The 18,490-nt window shown below is 38.6% G+C and carries 18 protein-coding genes; 2 read left to right on the top strand and 16 right to left on the bottom strand.

Features of this window, described 5'->3' with window-relative positions; all coding sequences use genetic code 11:
• Positions 1-37: 37 nt before the first annotated feature.
• Entirely contained in the window at positions 38-1,069 is a 1,032-nt protein-coding gene (gene holA, locus SH603_RS04840) for a DNA polymerase III subunit delta (protein ID WP_169471373.1), read from the bottom strand.
• On the bottom strand, positions 1,039-3,090 hold the full coding sequence (locus SH603_RS04835; RefSeq protein ID WP_321534153.1) for a DNA internalization-related competence protein ComEC/Rec2: 2,052 nt from the start codon (positions 3,088-3,090) through the stop codon (positions 1,039-1,041). The genes holA and SH603_RS04835 overlap by 31 nt, the downstream gene beginning before the upstream one ends.
• A gap of 130 nt (positions 3,091-3,220) precedes the next feature.
• Between SH603_RS04835 and SH603_RS04830 the strand changes: the two genes are divergently transcribed.
• On the top strand, positions 3,221-4,351 hold the full coding sequence (locus SH603_RS04830; RefSeq protein WP_013923736.1) for an IS30 family transposase: 1,131 nt from the start codon (positions 3,221-3,223) through the stop codon (positions 4,349-4,351).
• Between the two features lie 257 nt (positions 4,352-4,608).
• On the opposite strand, the gene SH603_RS04825 is transcribed toward SH603_RS04830, so the two are convergent.
• The 14 genes from SH603_RS04825 to pdhA form a co-directional block, all read right to left on the bottom strand.
• Positions 4,609-5,094 carry a ComE operon protein 2 gene (locus SH603_RS04825; protein ID WP_169472472.1) on the bottom strand — a complete coding sequence of 162 codons (486 nt, stop codon included), beginning with the start codon at positions 5,092-5,094 and terminating at the stop codon, positions 4,609-4,611.
• Positions 5,095-5,157: 63 nt separating this feature from the next.
• On the bottom strand, positions 5,158-5,790 hold the full coding sequence (locus tag SH603_RS04820; protein ID WP_169472473.1) for a helix-hairpin-helix domain-containing protein: 633 nt from the start codon (positions 5,788-5,790) through the stop codon (positions 5,158-5,160).
• Positions 5,791-5,883: 93 nt separating this feature from the next.
• Positions 5,884-6,936, bottom strand: coding sequence for a SepM family pheromone-processing serine protease (locus tag SH603_RS04815; protein WP_169471696.1), 1,053 nt, complete (start codon positions 6,934-6,936; stop codon positions 5,884-5,886).
• Positions 6,920-7,441, bottom strand: coding sequence for a pantetheine-phosphate adenylyltransferase (gene coaD, locus SH603_RS04810; RefSeq protein ID WP_113896568.1), 522 nt, complete (start codon positions 7,439-7,441; stop codon positions 6,920-6,922). The genes SH603_RS04815 and coaD overlap by 17 nt, the downstream gene beginning before the upstream one ends.
• Positions 7,441-8,004: a 16S rRNA (guanine(966)-N(2))-methyltransferase RsmD gene (gene rsmD, locus SH603_RS04805; RefSeq protein WP_003668255.1), complete on the bottom strand. Its 564-nt coding sequence runs from the start codon at positions 8,002-8,004 to the stop codon at positions 7,441-7,443. Before rsmD ends, coaD begins: the two co-directional genes overlap by 1 nt.
• Entirely contained in the window at positions 8,001-8,285 is a 285-nt protein-coding gene (locus SH603_RS04800) for a YlbG family protein (RefSeq protein ID WP_169471695.1), read from the bottom strand. Before SH603_RS04800 ends, rsmD begins: the two co-directional genes overlap by 4 nt.
• Positions 8,278-9,501 carry an FtsW/RodA/SpoVE family cell cycle protein gene (locus tag SH603_RS04795; RefSeq protein WP_169471694.1) on the bottom strand — a complete coding sequence of 408 codons (1,224 nt, stop codon included), beginning with the start codon at positions 9,499-9,501 and terminating at the stop codon, positions 8,278-8,280. Before SH603_RS04795 ends, SH603_RS04800 begins: the two co-directional genes overlap by 8 nt.
• Positions 9,502-9,594: 93 nt before the next feature.
• Positions 9,595-11,439: a translational GTPase TypA gene (gene typA, locus SH603_RS04790; protein WP_169472474.1), complete on the bottom strand. Its 1,845-nt coding sequence runs from the start codon at positions 11,437-11,439 to the stop codon at positions 9,595-9,597.
• Positions 11,440-11,545: 106 nt separating this feature from the next.
• The gene (locus SH603_RS04785) at positions 11,546-12,319 is read right to left on the bottom strand and encodes an inositol monophosphatase family protein (RefSeq protein WP_169471693.1); all 774 of its coding nucleotides are present in this window, start codon (positions 12,317-12,319) and stop codon (positions 11,546-11,548) included.
• A complete protein-coding gene (locus SH603_RS04780) occupies positions 12,312-12,605 on the bottom strand; it encodes a UPF0223 family protein (protein ID WP_003674372.1) in 294 nt (97 codons plus the stop codon). The genes SH603_RS04785 and SH603_RS04780 overlap by 8 nt, the downstream gene beginning before the upstream one ends.
• Positions 12,606-12,761: 156 nt before the next feature.
• A complete protein-coding gene (lpdA, locus tag SH603_RS04775; RefSeq protein ID WP_169471692.1) occupies positions 12,762-14,189 on the bottom strand; it encodes a dihydrolipoyl dehydrogenase in 1,428 nt (475 codons plus the stop codon).
• Between the two features lie 3 nt (positions 14,190-14,192).
• Positions 14,193-15,527, bottom strand: coding sequence for a 2-oxo acid dehydrogenase subunit E2 (locus tag SH603_RS04770; protein WP_169471691.1), 1,335 nt, complete (start codon positions 15,525-15,527; stop codon positions 14,193-14,195).
• A gap of 31 nt (positions 15,528-15,558) precedes the next feature.
• On the bottom strand, positions 15,559-16,536 hold the full coding sequence (locus tag SH603_RS04765) for an alpha-ketoacid dehydrogenase subunit beta (protein WP_113896575.1): 978 nt from the start codon (positions 16,534-16,536) through the stop codon (positions 15,559-15,561).
• Positions 16,537-16,538: 2 nt separating this feature from the next.
• Positions 16,539-17,645, bottom strand: a complete 1,107-nt coding sequence (gene pdhA / locus SH603_RS04760) for a pyruvate dehydrogenase (acetyl-transferring) E1 component subunit alpha (protein ID WP_019254060.1) — start codon at positions 17,643-17,645, stop codon at positions 16,539-16,541.
• Positions 17,646-17,901: 256 nt separating this feature from the next.
• Here pdhA and def point away from each other — a divergent pair, with 256 nt between their 5' ends.
• On the top strand, positions 17,902-18,462 hold the full coding sequence (gene def, locus SH603_RS04755) for a peptide deformylase (protein ID WP_065532792.1): 561 nt from the start codon (positions 17,902-17,904) through the stop codon (positions 18,460-18,462).
• Positions 18,463-18,490: the final 28 nt, after the last annotated feature.

Below are 18,490 nucleotides of genomic sequence, written 5' to 3'. Positions count from 1 at the left end.
GATAAGAAAGCAAATTTTCTTATCCTCTTTTTGTATCTCACGCCCCTTTGCTCTGCTGAGAATACTGTAACATAAATAACTGAAACAAAAGTGAAGGATCGCGTTGTGTCGTTTTTAACGATTGTTCAATACGAATTAATCCCAAATAGGCATTTTCTAACGCCTGCATTGAGAAATCACGCGCAGTCTTTAATCCCAATTTAATCCGATAAGGATGGACATTAAGCTGACTCGCTAGACTCCCTTGCGTAAGACCGCGTTTACTTAATACTTTTATTTGAATCAACAGCCGAAACTGCCCTACTAGCACTGCATTAATCCTTAACGGCGGTTGCTGACCTGCTAATAGCTGTTGATAGAGATCTAAGGCCCTTACTTGATTATGCTTAAGGACCGCAGTGACTAAATCAAAAACATTTTCATCTAATGATTGTGGAACTAAAGCAGCTACCGTGCTTTGATCAATCTTTTTCTCACGATAAGCTAAAATCTTTAATTTAGTTAAACTTGCATCCATCATCTCATAATCCGCATTAGTTCGTTGAACCAACTCATCCAAAGCGGCTTCTGATATTTCAAAGCCAGCAGTTGATAATTGAGTTCTCACTCTTTGACGAGCTGCTCGCTCATCAAGTGGACTAGCATCAACTAAAACCGCTGTCTTCTTTAATTGCTTTACAATCCCCTTTCGCCCATCAAGCTTTTCATAAGGGGCCGCAAAAACTAAAATTGTGGACGGTTCAGGGTGTTCAAGATAATTTTTTAAGCTGTCCAAATCATGTTCAACTTTTGAATGTCTTTTTTCACCAGTTAAGAAGAATGGTTTATTGATAATAACCAATCGCCGCTCACCAAAAAATGGAGTTGCCATCGCATCATCCAAAGCAACTGCCAAGGGCGTGGCTTCCATATCATATCGACCAACATTCATGACCTGTTCATTCTCTGGAATAAGGCTTGTAAAGGCATCAATTGCCTGCTGTTGAAGAACCTGTTGTTTTCCTAAAATCAAATATACCATTGCTGGGGTTTTAGTTTTTAATTGTGTAGATAATTGGGCAATGTCCAACTTGTCTCATCTCCCCTCAATGTTGTTTTTATTTTTCCATTTTGACCATGGTATACATATTGTATCATTCCAAATTGCTGCGTTGATAAGTAATTAATATTTAACTTTTGAAAATTTTTTATTGTTATTTCATCAGGATGATGATACCTATTAAATCGTCCAGCTGAAATTATCGCATACTTAGGAGCAACTGTCTGCAAAAATAAATAACTACTAGCAGTTTTACTGCCATGATGACCAGCTTTTAAGATATCTGACTTTAGTTGCGGATACTTTTGAATAACTTTTTCTTCATTTTCCTGATCCAAATCCCCCGTAAAAAGAAATCTTTTCCCGCCAAATGTCCCAGCTAGCACTAAAGAATCTTCATTTCTCCCTTCTCCGGGAACAAAAGGATGTAAAATTTGCAATGGAAATGATGGCAACTTAACATTATCAGTCACCGGAACTATCACTGGCGATGTCTTTGCAGCAGTCCTTACTTTATTAAGAAATGCTGGTTGTTTTTCCATCCCCGCTGGTACAATCAGCCTTTTCACTGCTATATTATCCAAAATCGTTGTTAGATAGCCGATATGATCTGCATCATGATGAGTTAAACAAATATTATCGATCTGCCTGATACCTTTACTTTTCAAATAATTAATAGTTATTCGTTGGGCATCATCTTGAGAATGCTTTGAAGCCGCCCAATTCGGCTTTTTAAAAGTTAATTTACCTCCTGTATCAATCATTGTTACCCGTCGGTTAAAAGGTTCTCTAATAATTATTGAGTCCCCCTGTCCAATATCAACAAAAGTAACCTCACCATTAAATGGAAAATGAATTATCCCCCCAGTAATTACATACAATAAGGCTAATATTTTCCATGATTTTAAAGATGTATCTTGAGAAATAACAAATAAAGATGCCGCAAATAATAGAAGGGCCAAAATTAACGGTGGTTTCCCAAAATGAATCATTCCTGGAAAATCAGATAACCAATTTAAAATATATTGAAAGCATTTTAAACCAGCATTAATTAGATACGTGAGTGGTTCAAAAAGCTTAAAACTAAGTGCCCCAACCAAGACCGCTGGAAAAACAATTGTAGAAAATAGCGGAATTATTAAATAACTAACCCCAAAGCTTAGAAGATGAACCTCATATACATAACTCAATAACGAAGGCAAACTAATTAAATTCAATAATAAAGACTGTTTAAAACCACGTACTGGTTCTGGAAGAACTTGAAGAATAAAAGAAAGTAAATAGCTTAATTGACCGCCTAATGTAAGCAATAGCAACGGATCAATAACCAATCCAATTAATAAGCTCAGCGCCCACCCATCAAGACGGTCCAAATTTAAATATCGATGAAGAAGGCCAAGTTCAGCCATAATGGTTGCTCTTATCAAGCTTGTTGCTCCACCACCAATGAGAAGATAAAACGGCAAAATAATAATTAAGAATAAATCAATCGATTCTTTACGCCACCATAAATGAACCAATAGTCGCCGTAATAAATCAGTGAAAAGCACGATATGCATTCCTGAAATGCAAAAAAGGTGAAGCAGGCCAAGCCTTTTGATACTTACCATTAATTCAGCCGAATCCTCATTACTACTACCAATTATTAATTGTTGGCAATACGCACTAAGAGGAGGCGGTAAAGTTTCAAAGTAGAGGCTGAGTCGTTTTCTTAATGTATGACACCAGCCAACTATCCCTCTTTTTTGCCTAACCATTTGCTCTACCCGGTTAATTTGAACTTGATTACAGATCCGGCGATGGTGGTTATAAGTTAAGTTATCAAATTGATTTTCATTTGTGCGGGGAATAATCGGTTTTAATTGCCCATTAATAAGCCATATCGAGGGTGTTGTAAGCTTATCAATATTTTTTAACATCTGGGGTGACTTAAACGACATCATTATTGCTTCACGTTGTCCAGTTTGAATGTCGATTGCAGTTCCTGTCATAAAATTTCCATTGAATTTTAATTCATCAGGGTAAACTAATATTCTTTGGGTAACTTCCATTTGCTTATCTGCCAGGTGGATTATAGAATGAAGTTAGCCACCCAGTTGGTGGTAAATAAAAAACGCCATTCGGCGTGACATCAGGTATCATATTAAGTGAACCAAACCTATATGAAAGGATGTCCGTCAAATGACGCACTTAAATGATACCATGTCTACTAGTTTATTGACTACTCATAAAAAGAATGCTCATCTTACTAAAGAAGAACGTGTGATGATTGCGACTTTAAAGTCGCAAGGACTTTCCAATCGCGCAATTGGTCGCCAATTAGGAGTTAATCATCAAACAATTAATAACGAGCTCAACCGTGGTACGGTCCGCCAACTTCGTCGTCAAAAATCTAATGGTAAGATTTACGAATATTCTTACTACATCTATAGTTATGAAGCTGGTCAGGCCACATATCTTGAACATCACCGCCATTCTGGTCGTCGTCGCTTATATTATTCTTCAAAGCAATTTTTACGATTAGCTGATCAGCTAATGCTTGGTGAGTTTGACGACCACCATTACTCCCCACAAGCGGTTATTTATAAGGCTCGAGATTTAATGAATGATGGCACCCTGATCCCAAAGTCGGTTGTAACTTTATATCAATGGATTAATGAGGGTGTGCTTCGTACGTCCAATTTAGACCTCTTTGAAAAACCTAAACGTAAGCATCATCGAACTCATCCGCAAGCTAAAAGGTGCTTAGGGCCTAATATTGCTCAACGACCTCAAACTGCGGACCAACGGTCCGAAATTGGCCATTGGGAACTAGATACAGTTCAGGGACAGAAAAACGGTAATGACAGTGTTGTACTAGTAATGACTGATCGCCTTTCACGAGTTAATATCACGAGTAAAATTGCTGGTAAAACTGCGCATGCAGTAAATCAGTTCTTTATAAATTTACGCCAGAAAATGGGCACAGATGCTTACTATCGCATCTTTAAGACAATAACCTCTGACAACGGTTCAGAATTTAGTGAGTTAACACAAGTTCACGATCATGTTTTCTATGCTGATCCGTATTCCCCTTGGGAACGTGGATCCAATGAGATCAATAACCGGTTTCTCCGCAAGGAGATTACCAAAGGTGAAGCTATAAATAACTATAGTAGTGCTCAGATCATAGCGACTAATGATTGGATGAATCACTATCCACGAGCTATGTTTAATGGACATTCGTCAATGGATATCTATCGTAAGGCCTTCTACCAAGAGATATCACAGCTCCATCAACCAATAATCAATTGGTCAGTATTATTTATTTGAGTCCAGTGGCTAACTTATTCTTGAAATTTAGGTTGCTTATCTGCCATAATAGTTGCCCAATTTTTTTGTAAACTGTAACACAAAATCGCCATTAATAAACATGTCAGCACTCCAATTCCAAGTACTATTGGCCTTTTTAATACGGCAATTCGATAAAATATAGCAATTAAAAGAAAAATTAACCAATATGAACTAAAGAAACTAACTGCTACTAAACTTGCAATTAGCGCAGAAAAAAACCAAAAGTGTTGGATAATCTATTTTTGATCTGGATTGATATACTGGTCCAGATCGACCTCTTCTAAAATATCACTATCTAATTTAATCTGATGAAGCGCAACGTTTTTGAGTTTAAGTAATTTCATTGCGTAATCATCATTGTGATAATTACGAATATAATTTATCTCCTTAATCCCAGTCTGCAATAAACTTTTGGTACATTGTAAGCAAGGGAAATCCGTTACATAAATGCTTGCCCCATCAGCAGAAATACCAAACTTAGCACACTGCAACAGAGCATTCATTTCTGCATGAATAGTTCGCACACAATGCCCATCACGTAAATAACAGCCTTCATCAATACAATGTGCATCGCCAGCGACTGAGCCATTGTACCCACCAGCAATTATCCGCTTATCACGAACTAAAACTGCACCTACTGAAAGGCGGTTGCAGGTACTTCGCGACGCCAATAAGGCTGCTTGAATCATAAAATACTGGTCCCAATCAATTCTCAGTTTCATATTACTTCACTCCTCTATATTTGAAATATAGTATAGCAAATATCTTCATCAAAAAAATAAAAACTAGATAGATAGATGGTCTTTTAGTTTAGCAACAGTTTTTTCGCCAAAGCCATTTATTTCTTTAAGTTCGTCAATACTCTTAAACTGACCGTGTTCTTGTCGGTATTGTAATATCAAGTCTGCTTTTTTATCGCCAATTCCCGTAATTTGACATAGTTGTTCTTTGGTCGCCGTATTTAGATTTATCTTTGCAGAATTATCGCTGCCATTTTCATTATTAGCTGCTGATGGTTCTGTACTGCTGGAAGCTACCGGCGTTTCGCCTTGAAGCGGAATATATATCATTTGCTGGTCTGTTAATTGTTTAGCAAGATTCACTTGGCGCAAGTCTGCATTGAGTAGTGGTCCACCTGCCGCTTTCAAGGCTTCGTTCACACGATCATCTGCTTTCAATTCATAAACTCCGGGCATTTTTACGGCACCCTTTATATCAATTGCAACGGTCCTTTTCATCGTAGTGGTAGAAGTTAAACTGCTTCCCGTTTCGCTACTTGTTAAAACAGCATTAGTATTTGAAATTAAAGCATCGTTATTGTTTTTATTAAGTATCCAATATCCCCCAACCACTGCAGCAATCACTATCATCAGCACTTGTACTCGATATTTTATCCATAATTCTGATAATTGCTGCATGTTTCTCACCTCCCTATAAATATAAATACGTAAAAAAATCAATTTTGCATTAAAAAAAGCAAGAGACCTTCATTTTGCCTCTTGCTTTTTAATTTACTTATGCGTTTGTAAATATTTCACCGCGTCATCAAAGGAAGTGACTGGGACAACCTTCATTCCCGGTGCATATTTTTTAGCTGCTTTTTTAGCCATTTGATAATTAGTCAGATGACCTTCTTCATACTTAAGAATCTCTTTCGTTGGTTTTATATAAGGAGCAAAGAAAATAGTGGCTCCTGCACGGTGCGCGGCGATTACTTTCTTGTCAATTCCACCAATTTCTCCAACGGTCCCGTCTGAATTTATCGTTCCAGTTCCGGCAATTTTACGTCCCCGTTGCAAATCTTTTCCACTAATTTGTTGATATATTTGTAAACTGAACATTAATCCACCGGATGGCCCACCGTATTGACCAGCATCAACCTTTACTGGGATCTTAGTCTTAACGTGCATATTGTTAGTAAGGATGATTCCAATTCCCGGCTTATTAGTATTAGCAATTTTAACAAGCGGATGAGTTACAGTTTTAGTTTTCCCATCTCGAGTATAAGTAACCGCTAACGGGGTGCCAACTTTTTTAGCACCAATATATTTTTGAAAGCCTTGAGCGGTATTAAAGTGATGACCATCTACTTTTGTAATTGTATCCCCAACATGAATATCATGTTTAAATTTAGAATTAGACTGAACTTGCAATACATAAATTCCTAGATAGCGTCGCGTCACTTTTTGGTGAGCAGCATTATAAGCAACTGCAATTGCCTCGTTAATTGAGCTATCCATATAAAATTTTTGGACACGGTCATAAGTCGCACTATTTTGACCACCAGTTACATCCTCTGCACTCTCGATTGACATATAGGGCATCATTTTGGCATATAAATATGTTGCAGGATGGGCGCGTTGAATCGCCACCGATGTCAACATAAAACTCCCCTTATATCGATCGGGGTGTCCCTTTATTTTAACAAAAGACTGTAAATCAGCTGCCGTTCCCGGACTTTCGATATAGGAATTTAGGGGCCAGAACAAAAAGCAGCCTAGTAAAAGGACAAGCCCTAAAATAATTCCTATTCGTCGTAATATTATATTATCTTGCTTTTTCATTGTCCTTCTTAACCCGTAACATTTCTCGTTCCATTAACCGCTTTTTTAGTGCTTCATTAATATTAGCAGGAAGATAAGCTGAGATATCTCCCCCAGCCGATGTTACTTCTTTCAGCAAACTACTAGATAAGTGCTGATATTCAGGCTTAGCAAGGAAAAAGACGGTCTCACACTGATCATCTAAAAAGTTATTCATCGCCGCAATATCACGTTCATATTGAAAATCAGTAGTATTACGCAAACCACGCATTAAGTAATCTGCCCCAATGCGGTTCATTAGATCAACAGTTAAGCCCTCTGTTGTAATAACCGAAACATTATCTAGTCCGCTAACTGCCTCTTTAATTTGTGCTACTCGTTCTTCGACAGTAAACAGCGGGCTTTTACTTTCATTAGTCATTACCGCTACTGCCAATTGATCAAATAATGCACTTCCTCGTTTAATTAAATCTAAATGTCCAAGTGTTAATGGGTCAAATGATCCAGGAAAAACTGCAACTTTCATTATTTTGATTCTCCTTCATATTGATAAATTGTTAAAACCGTAATTCCATATTCTTGACGGCGAATAAAGTTAAAATCAGCTAAATCTGTTGGCAATTTCGCATTCTGATCTGTTTCTGCCACAATTATTGCATCTTTAGCTAGTAAATTATTTTTAACCATCTGTTCAATATCATTAACAATTTGCTGTTTAGCATAGGGCGGATCTAAAAAGACCAAGTTAAATTTCATCTTGTCTTTTGCAAACAAATTTAATGCTTTATGAGCGTCCATTTTATAAACTTTAAATTGTTCAACATGTTTTGTAACGTCAATATTCTTCTTAATTGTTTTGATTGCTTGATATTGACGATCAACTAGGACTGCCTGACTTATTCCGCGTGATACAGCTTCAATACTTAATCCACCGCTTCCGGCAAACAAATCCAGACTGGTTCCGCCATTAAAGTAAGGACCGATTATATTAAATAACGCTTCTTTAACTTTATCAGTTGTTGGACGAGTTGCCATTCCCGGAACAGCACTTAGCTTTCGTCCCCCAAAGTCTCCTGCAACAATTCTCATTTTTTATCATCCTCATCATGTAATTGATAGACCCCCGTTAATTCAAGATCAGCTAACGTCGGGTCTAAATCTGGCCGAGCTGATAATTCAACCTTTTTTACTGCGCGTAATCGACTTATCTTCTCTTTTATTTTTCCGACATCATTTTGGTCTACATACATTACCACATAATGCATTCGTCGGGAAATATAATCAATCTGACCATAATGACGAAGAGCTCGAATCACACGATTATTGTTAATGTAAATTATTAGGGAACGCCGTGGAATTAATTTAAACATTCTTTACGCCTCCTGTTTCAGGAATAAATGGTTTTCCCATAACTAAGCGATCCCGATTTTGCTGCATACTAATATTCATTATAATGCCTACCGTTGCAGAAAGAATCAACATACTTGATCCCCCATAACTAATAAATGGGAAAGTAACCCCTGTAATCGGCAAGAGTCCTAGAACTCCACCAATATTAAAGAGTGTTTCAATCGTAAAGAATGTTGCTGAGCCATAACAGATGAGCGTTTGATACAAACTATCTGCCCGCACCCCAACTTGAATAATACGACAGATCAAAAAGAGTAACGTAACTAAAATTGCCGTTACCCCAACTAGACCCAATTCTTCACTAGTAATTGACATAATAAAGTCGGTATTGGGCTCTGGCAAATATCCCATTTTCTGGATACTGTTTCCAAGTCCTACCCCAAATACACCACCATTACTGATTGCGTAATAGGAGTTAACTAATTGACTTCCTGAACCACTAGCATTTCCAAAAGGATTTAGAAAGGCAACAAAACGCGCAACTTGGTATCCACCACCCTGAAGCAAGCCACTTTCAACTAGTCGTTCCAATCCAAGGTAGCCAAGCGCTGGTAAGACAAGAATTATCCCCAAACCAACGCCCCATTTATAATCCGCCGCTAAAAGCATGATTGCAATAATCGCCCCGTTAATCGCCATTCCTCCAATATCTGGTTGAATCATAATTAACCCGAGAAAAACTGCAATTATGAGCCAGGGACCTTTAGCATCAGTGGTAAAATGTTGTCCACGTTGCCTAATTTTAGCCATTCGATCAGCTAAATATAAGATAAAATATAGCTTACAGATTTCCACCGGTTGAATATTAAAGAAGCCCAAGGATATCCAACCTTTAGCTCCGTTAACAGCCCGGCTAAAAACCAAAACAATGACAAGTAAAGCACCAACTACCAATGTTGAATCTCGTAAAAATCTTGGCGTTCGATAATGCCGCAAAGGATAATTTGCCGTAAATGCCATTACTGCAACTCCCATTACAACATAGATTGTTTGTTTTACTAAATATCCTAATGGAGTTCCACCATTTTGCATTTCAATGGAAGCACTCGCTGAATAGACCATTACAATTCCTACTAAACATAAAGCAAGATAAGGAACTAAAATATAATAATCAAGGTAGCGGACGTTATTCCATACAGAACGAATCTTACGGAATCTTAATTTCTTTTTCTTCACAAAGTGCACCTACCTAAAAACAAAATACAATCATTATTATACAACAAAAAAAAGCTCGGAAAGCTAGTTAGCCTCCCAAGCTTTTTTAAATATTTACTTCCGTGAAGCAGCACGACGACGCTTAGCTTCCTTTTCACGGGCATTTGTGTTAAGGGTCTTCTTCCGTAAACGGATATTTTCTGGAGTTACTTCACAGTATTCATCTTCATTTAAGAATTCGAGTGATTCTTCAAGGGAGAAGTGAGTAGGGGTCTTAATGTGAGCCATTTCATCGGAACCAGCAGCACGAACGTTCGTTAAGTTCTTACCCTTGGTGATGTTAACAGTAATATCATTTTCACGACTGTTTTCACCAACGATCATACCTTCGTAAACTTCCGTACCTGGATCAATTAATAATTGACCACGACTTTCGATACCCATCATTGCGTAAGTAGTAGCCTTACCAGCATTCATGGACACAAGAGTACCCTTTTGACGACCAGGGTTCCAGTTCTTGATAACTGGTGCATATTTTTCAAAGGTATGGCTCATGATTCCGTAACCACGGGTCATAGTCATAAATTCAGTTGAGTATCCAATCAAACCACGTGATGGTGCTAAGAAGATAAGACGAGTTTGACCATTTTCGCCTGGTTCCATATTCTTCATTTCACCCTTACGTTTAGAAAGGCTATCAATAACTGAACCGGTGTATTCATCTGGAGTATCGATTTGAACTTCTTCAAATGGTTCACTCATTACTCCATCAATTTCACGGTAAATAACTTGTGGACGTGATACAGATAATTCATATCCTTCACGACGTAAAGTTTCGATCAAGATAGAAAGGTGTAATTCCCCACGACCTGAAACAGTCCATGCACCTGGGTCATCAGTATCTTCAACCCTTAATGACACATCAGTTTGCATTTCACGCTTCAAACGATCTTCAAGCTGACGGGCAGTAACAAATTTACCTTCACGACCAGCAAATGGAGAATCGTTGGTCCGGAAAGTCATTTGTAATGTAGGTGGATCAATCCGTAATGGAGTGATTGCTTCAGGGTGTTCTGCATCAGCTACAGTTTCACCAACGTTGATATCTTCCATCCCTGAAACCGCAATCAAATCACCGGCTTCAGCTTCATTAATTTCCAACCGCTTCAAACCGAAGAAACCAAAGAGCTTAGTAACCCGGAAATTCTTCTTTGAGCCATCAAGCTTCATTAAGGTAACATTATCGCCGACCTTAATCTTACCACGGAAGACACGACCGATACCGATTCGACCAACGAAGTCATTGTAATCTAAGATAGCAACTTGGAATTGAAGTGGTTCATCAGAATTGTCTACTGGAGCAGGAATTGTCTTGATAATAGTATCAAACAATGGCTTCATCGTGTGTTCTTGAGTAGAAACATCTGAATCATAACTTGAAGTACCGTTCATTGCTGAAGTGTAAACAACTGGGAAGTCAAGTTGATCTTCATCAGCACCTAATTCGATAAAGAGGTCAAGAACTTCATCCACAACTTCTTCAGGACGAGCACCTTTACGGTCAACCTTGTTAATCACAACAATTGGTGTTAAGTGTTGTTCAAGAGCCTTCTTAAGAACGAACCGTGTCTGAGGCATCGTCCCTTCGAAAGCATCCACAACAAGTAATACACCATCAACCATCTTCATAACACGTTCAACTTCACCACCGAAGTCCGCATGTCCTGGTGTATCCAAGATGTTAATTTGGTGATTGTCATATTTAACAGCAGTATTTTTCGAAAGAATAGTAATACCACGTTCACGCTCAATAGCGTTAGTATCCATCGCACGATCTTCAATTGAGAAGTGTTCTGGTAAAGTATCTGATTGCTTCAACATTTCGTTAACTAAGGTAGTCTTACCGTGGTCAACGTGGGCAATAATCGCAATGTTACGAATGTCGTCACGAGTTTTCAAAACTTGATTCTCCCTTTCGTCATATCATTTTTAAGTCGAACAGCAGCGGCCTATCAATCGCCAATTTCATAAAAAAACTGTGACATCGCGGTCACAGCCTCGACAACTAATTGATGATCTGTCGAATATCTCGACTAACCTGCCTCGTTGCTACTAATACAAGATTAGATGATAACACATTAATAGAACTACCGTCAATCGATTTCACAACTAAGCCTAATTCTTCTGCTAACATTCGCCCGGCAGCAAGGTCCCATGGCTTCAAATTCGAGATATATCCACCTAATTGACCAGTGATCACACCAATCATCTCAATGCCAGCACTTCCATACATCCGTAAGCCAATTGCGTCTTGAGCTATTTTCTTTAATGCTGAATCACCACTTAAAGTTAATGTCCGATTCATCGCTAATAAACTTTCACGTAAGCCTAAATCAGCTGGCTGGCTAATTTTTTGGTTGTTAGCATAAACACCAGCACCCTTGCGACCACGGTAAAGACGATTATTAATTACGTCTAAAATATAGCCAAGCGTTGGTTGACCATCAACATATAATGCCAACATAACAGCAAAATTATTATGCTGTTTAACAAAATTCATTGTTCCGTCAATTGGATCAACAATCCAAACATGTCCTTGCATATTGCTTATTTGCTGGTCGCCAAATCCTTCTTCACTTAAAATTTGACTATCAGGATCAATTTTTCGCAGTTGATCATTTATTAATTGTTCATTTTCTCGGTCAATTGTCGTTACAAGGTCCGTATAATTCGTCTTCGTATCAATCTGGTAATCATTTTCCATTTTCTGGTATGCATTTTGACCTGCTTGACGGATTATTTGTTGTGCTTTTTGATCTAACTCTTCAATACTAATCATTTTTTTGCCCAACCATCTTAATTCGCTTATCTGTTGACTCTTGTGCTGCTTTGACAACACGGTAGAGAACATAACCCGAATTCTTTTCAAATTCGCGACCCAATTGTTTCTCTTCAGCCTTTGAGGGAACGACTTGCTTAAAAGCACGATAACAATCTAAAATTTTATCTCTGTCAATCCCAACTTCATAAGCATCTTCAACCGCTCTAAACATGGCAATTACCGTTTCCATCTCTTTAGTTGTCCATGATGGATCAAGCGGATAACTATAGTTTTGTGAATTCATTTTTTGTCCCTCCATTCATTTCCTACTTGTATTATACAATCCAAACGGAAATTTAGGAATAAAAGGCCTAAAAGAATCCAAACAGAAAAAGTTCTTAGCGATCTCAAAATCGAGTCATCCATCCCTAAGAACTTTTCTAATTTAATTTATTAAAATTTAGATGTGTGTTGGGAAGCCAAGCGCGATGTCTGCAGCTTCTTGAACAGGTTCATTCAATGTTGGGTGTGGGTGAATTGTTAAAGCAACATCTTCAACATTCATACCACAGTTGACAATCAATGAAAGTTCACCAGCAAGGTCACTAACACCAGGACCGACACCTTGAGCACCAATAACATTCTTCTTATCTTTAGTATAGATTAAGCGAATAAATCCTTCGGCAGCATCAAGGGAAACGGCACGGGCATTACCGGCAAATGGGAACTGAGCAGTAGATACATCAATTCCTTTATCTTTAGCTTCTTCAACCGTCATACCAACTTGAGCTAATTCTGGATCAGCAAAACAAACCATTGGTACTCCAACCCAATCGTTAGCAGTATTCTTGCCAGCAATTGCACCAGCGGCAGTCTTAGCTTCAAAGAACGCCTTGTGAGCAAGTGCAGGACCAGGAACAATATCTCCAATAGCCCAAATACCAGGTACATTCGTCCGGCCTTGTTCATCAACAATTACTTGATGGCGGTCGTTTAACTTAACATTTGTCATATCAAGCCCAAAATCATCAGTATTTGGTTTACGACCAACAGATACCATGCAGTAGTCAGCTTTAATGCTCTTTTCACTACCATCAACTTCATAAGTGACAGTAACACTATTTTCATCTTGCTGAGAATCTTTAGCCATTGCCTTAGTTACAATGTCTACGCCCTTCTTTTCAAGATTCTTGACAACAATATCAACCATATCGTGGTCAAATCCACCAAGAATTGAATCAGTACCTTCAATAATCGTTACATGAGCACCAAGATCAGCATAGGCACCAGCTAATTCTGTACCAATGTAGCCACCACCAATTACAACTAATTCTTCTGGTACTTCCTTGAGGTTTAAGCCACCGGTTGAATCAATAACGCGGTCTTCAAACTTAAAATGAGGAATTTCTACTGGACGGCTTCCTGTTGCAAGAATCAAATTCTTCCATGTGATAGTCCGACCATTATCATTATCCATGAATTGCTTTGGACCAGGCTTAATTACACGAAGTTGGTGGTCATTATCAAGAATTGCCTCGCCATCAATGATTTCAACCTTATGCTTCTTCAAAAGCATCTTAACTCCACGAATCATACGGTCGACAACTTTATGGTCTTTCCATTCTTGAGTCTTAGTAAAGTCTAACTTTGCATCGGTCTTAGAAATACCATAAATAGATGAGTCTAAAGTTTCTTGGTAACGGTGGCCAGCAGCAATTAATGCTTTAGATGGTACACATCCAACGTTTAAACAAACACCACCTAAACCTGGTTCTCCTTTATCAATTAAGGTAACCTTTTGACCTAATTCTGAAGCTCGAATAGCGGCTACATAACCACCAGGACCTCCACCAACAATTACTGTATCCTTTTGTTCAACATCAGTCATTATCTAGCCCTCCATCATCAATAATTCTGGATCATGTAATAACTTGTTCATGTAGTTCAATGCATGTTGTGCAAGTCCACCATCAATTAAACGGTGATCGTAAGTCAATGATAACTTCATCATTCGACCAACAACAATTTCACCATCTTCGTTAACGTATGGTTCCTTGTCAATTCGACCAACACCAAGAATAGCAACATCTGGTTGGTTGATAACAGGGGTGAACCAGCCACCGCCAATTGAACCAATATTACTGATACTGATAGTCCGACCGGCCATTGATTCTGGACTTAGCTTGTTGTCAAAGGCTGCCTGAGTATTTTCAGTAATTTCTTTTGCAATCTCAAACATGCTCTTAGAATCTGCATTCTTAATATTTGGATTATAGAGACCGTGGTCAGTGTTTGTGAGGATCCCAACATTGTAGTAGTGCTTGTAAACAATTTCTTGAGTAGAATCATCAATTGAAGCATTTAGTTCTGGGAACTTCTTGCATGTGGCAACTAAGGCCTTAACAATATATGGCAAGAAAGTCAAGTGAATATCTTGTTCTGCAGCAACTGCCTTGTACTTCTTGCGACTAGCCATTAGAGCAGATACTTCAACTTCATCAAATGATGTAACATGTGGTGAGATATCCTTTGATTCACGAGTAGTCTTAGCGATAATCTTCCGCATATTAGACATTGGTTCACGTTCTTCAAGGTCGGCATTCCATGGCTTGATTGTATTACCAGCGGTCTTAGCTGCAACTGGAGCAGTCTTAGCTGACGTAGCCGTACTCTTATCTTCCTTAGCTGGAGCAGCTGCCCCATTAAAGTTGTCAATATCCTCTTTAAGAACTTGACCGTGGTTACCACTTGGTTGAACAAGTGAGATATCAACACCCTTATCACGGGCATATTGACGAACAGAAGGCATTGCCATTACAAGCTTATTTGGTTCTGCAAGTGAGGCTACTCCACCCTTTGAAGAATTATCTTCTGAAGGGGAATCTGCAGCTGGAGCCGTGGATTCTTCACTTTCGGTAGCTTCTTCACTGCCTGCATCAGTTTCATCATCATCGTCTTCACTTTCGACGTTTGTACTAATACCAGGCTTACCATCATCAATTTCAGCGAGCTTGTCGCCTTTTTCAACATGGTCGTCTTCTTTTACAAATAATTTTTTGACAGTTCCATCAACTGGAGATACCAATTGAGTAGTTGATTTATCAGTTTGAATTTCAATTAAAGGATCATCAGCTTTAATTGCTTCTCCTTCTTTAACGAGCCAAGAAGCAACATCACCTTCAGTTAATCCTTCTCCCATTTCTGGTAGTCTAAAAATGTATGCCATATCGTATTAACACCCTTTCTATTCCGTACTTTTAGTAATTAATTACTTCCCGTACGGCATCCTCAATATCACGCGCACCTGGAAGCCAAACATTTTCAGCTTGTGGGAATGGATATACTGAGTTAGGAGCAGCAACCCGAGTAACAGGAGCATCAAGGTACATAATTGCACCTTCTGAAATAGCTGATGCAACTTGGGCACCAACACCAGCCATCTTTTGTGCTTCTTGAACAATAACTACTCGGTGCGTCTTCTTAATTGATTCAAAGATCGTGTCAGTATCAAGTGGGTAAAGAGAACGCAAGTCGATAATCTCAGCAGAAATATTGTCCTTAGCTAATTTCTTAGCAGCTTTTTGTGCTTCTGATACTTCACCGCCATAAGCGATAATTGTAATATCAGTACCTTCTTGAACAACATTTGCTTTGTCCAACGGAACAGTATACTTGTCATCAGGAACTTCACCTTTGACTGAACGATAGAGACGAAGGTTTTCAAGGAAAAGAACTGGATCGTTATTTTCAATTGCAGAAATAATCAAGCCCTTAGCATCATAGGCAGAACTTGGTGCAACAACCCGTAATCCTGGAATACCAACGAAGAAGTTTTCAAGATCATCCCCGTGCAATTCAGCAGTATGAGTACCACCACCATAAGGAGTCCGAATAGTAATTGGTGCATGCTTAGTTCCATTGTATTGGAAACGAATCCGTGACATTTGAGCAGCGATAGAATCCATTGCTTCAAAAGTAAAGCCCATGAATTGAATTTCTGGTACTGGACGCCAGCCAGTTACTGCTAAACCAATTGACATTCCTAAAATACCTGATTCGGCAAGAGGGGTACTAAATACTCGATCAACACCGTATTTTTCTTGAAGACCATTAGTAGCACGGAAAACACCACCGTTTTTACCAACATCTTCACCGAATACTAAAGTCTTAGGATCTTCGGCTAAAGCGATGTCAATACCTTCAGTAATAGCTTTGATATAAGTCTTTTTAGCCATGATTACTTCGACTCCTTTTCTTCGTACTTCTTAATTTGTTCTTTAATGTCTGGAGTTGGTACTTCAAACGTCCGCTTCAACATATCGCTAACTTTTTCAGGTTCTACTGAGTCAGCTTCTTTCATCGCTTCTTTAAAGCTTTGTTTGCATTCATCAGCATATTTTTGTTCTTCTTCTTCAGACCAAAGTCCCTTTTTCGTTAGGTACTTGCGAAGACGAATCAATGGATCTTTATCAAACCATGGCTTTGTTTCATCCTCAGTCCGGTAACGAGTAGGATCATCACCTGCTGAACTGTGAGCACCGAACCGGTATGTTAATGTTTCGATTAGCACTGGTCCATTACCGGCAGCAGCAAATTCACGAGCTTCTTTTGCAACTTCATAACATGCAAGGACATCCATTCCATCAACTTGAACACCTGGAATTCCAGCAGCAACAGCCTTTTGGGCAATTGTTTGTGCTTCAGTTTGGAGCTTTCGTGGGAACGAAATAGCCCATCCATTATTTTGAATAATAAATACACCAGGTACTTGGAATGCACCAGCAAAGTTCATTCCTTCATAAGTATCACCTTGTGAACTTCCACCTTCACCAGTGTAAGCATAGGCAACAGTGTCTTTCTCACCATTCTTCTTAATTCCAAGAGCACCACCAGCCATTTCGACCATCTGTGCTCCGATAATGATTTGTGGCCGGAGAGCACGTGCATCAAAAAGGTTACCTTTGATGTGTCCCTTTGACCATAAGTACATTTGAGCAACAGTTGCTCCATGTTGAATTAATTGTGGCAAATCACGATAAGCAGGGAAAAGGAAGTCTTGCTTCTTAAATGCAGCAGCTGTTCCCATTTCAGAAGCTTCTTCACCCCAAGTTGGAGCATAGAAGCCTAATCGACCTTGCTTTGAGAAACTCATTGTTTGTTCATGCAAGGCACGTTCCCAAACCATTTTTTTCATTAAGTCAACTAATAATTCATCACTGAAATTAGCCATTAATTCTTCGTTAACAACATTTCCGTCGTTATCAAGAATTTGTACGGGTTTTGCATAAGGTACCCCTTCATTGGCTTTAATCTCAGCAAAATTGACAGCTTTGGTATTGGCCATATTCAACATTCCTTTCCAAATCCAATTAACATCATGTAAGCGATTGCTTACCTACATTTATAGTATAACCGATCGTCCAAATAATACAAGCGCTTTCATAAGCTTAATGGACAGAATTGTTAAAATGGTCCAAATGAACTATACATTTTTTCAAAATTCATAGTTAACTATTGTTACCCTCATATTCATTAGCAATTTTAAATAGTTATGATAGACTATAATATGACTGAATTTTTATATGGAGGCATAGTGAGTAATGTATTTAATGAAAGATATTACCCGTGACGGCAATCCCGTTTTACGTAAACGAGCTGCTAAGGTCTCATTTCCCCTATCTGATGAAGACCAAAAATTAGCAAAGGATATGATGAAATACTTAGAAGTAAGTCAAGATCCTGAATTATGTGAAAAATACAAGTTACGAGCTGGAGTTGGCCTTGCTGCTCCTCAAGTTGGTGTTTCAAAGCAAATGGCTGCTGTCCTTGTTCCTGCACCTGATGAAGATGAAAAGCCCTTATTTAAGGACGTTATTATTAATCCAGTAATCGTCAGTGAATCGGTTCAATATGGTGCTCTTACTGAAGGTGAAGGTTGTCTTTCAGTTGACAAAGATGTACCTGGCTACGTACCACGACATGACCGCATCACATTACGTTATCAAGACGTTAATGGTGAAACGCATAAGGTACGATTAAAGCATTACCCAGCAATTGTTTGTCAGCATGAAATTGACCATTTGCATGGGGTGCTATTTTACGATCATATTAATAAAGATCAACCATTTGAGGCGCCTGCAGATACAGTGATGATTAGTTAATTTTTATAAAAAATGGTCGAGAGAAAAC

The sequence above is a fragment of the Limosilactobacillus reuteri genome (assembly GCF_034259105.1).
Lineage (GTDB): Bacteria > Bacillota > Bacilli > Lactobacillales > Lactobacillaceae > Limosilactobacillus > Limosilactobacillus reuteri_G.
This window is presented reverse-complemented; position numbering and strand designations above follow the sequence as displayed.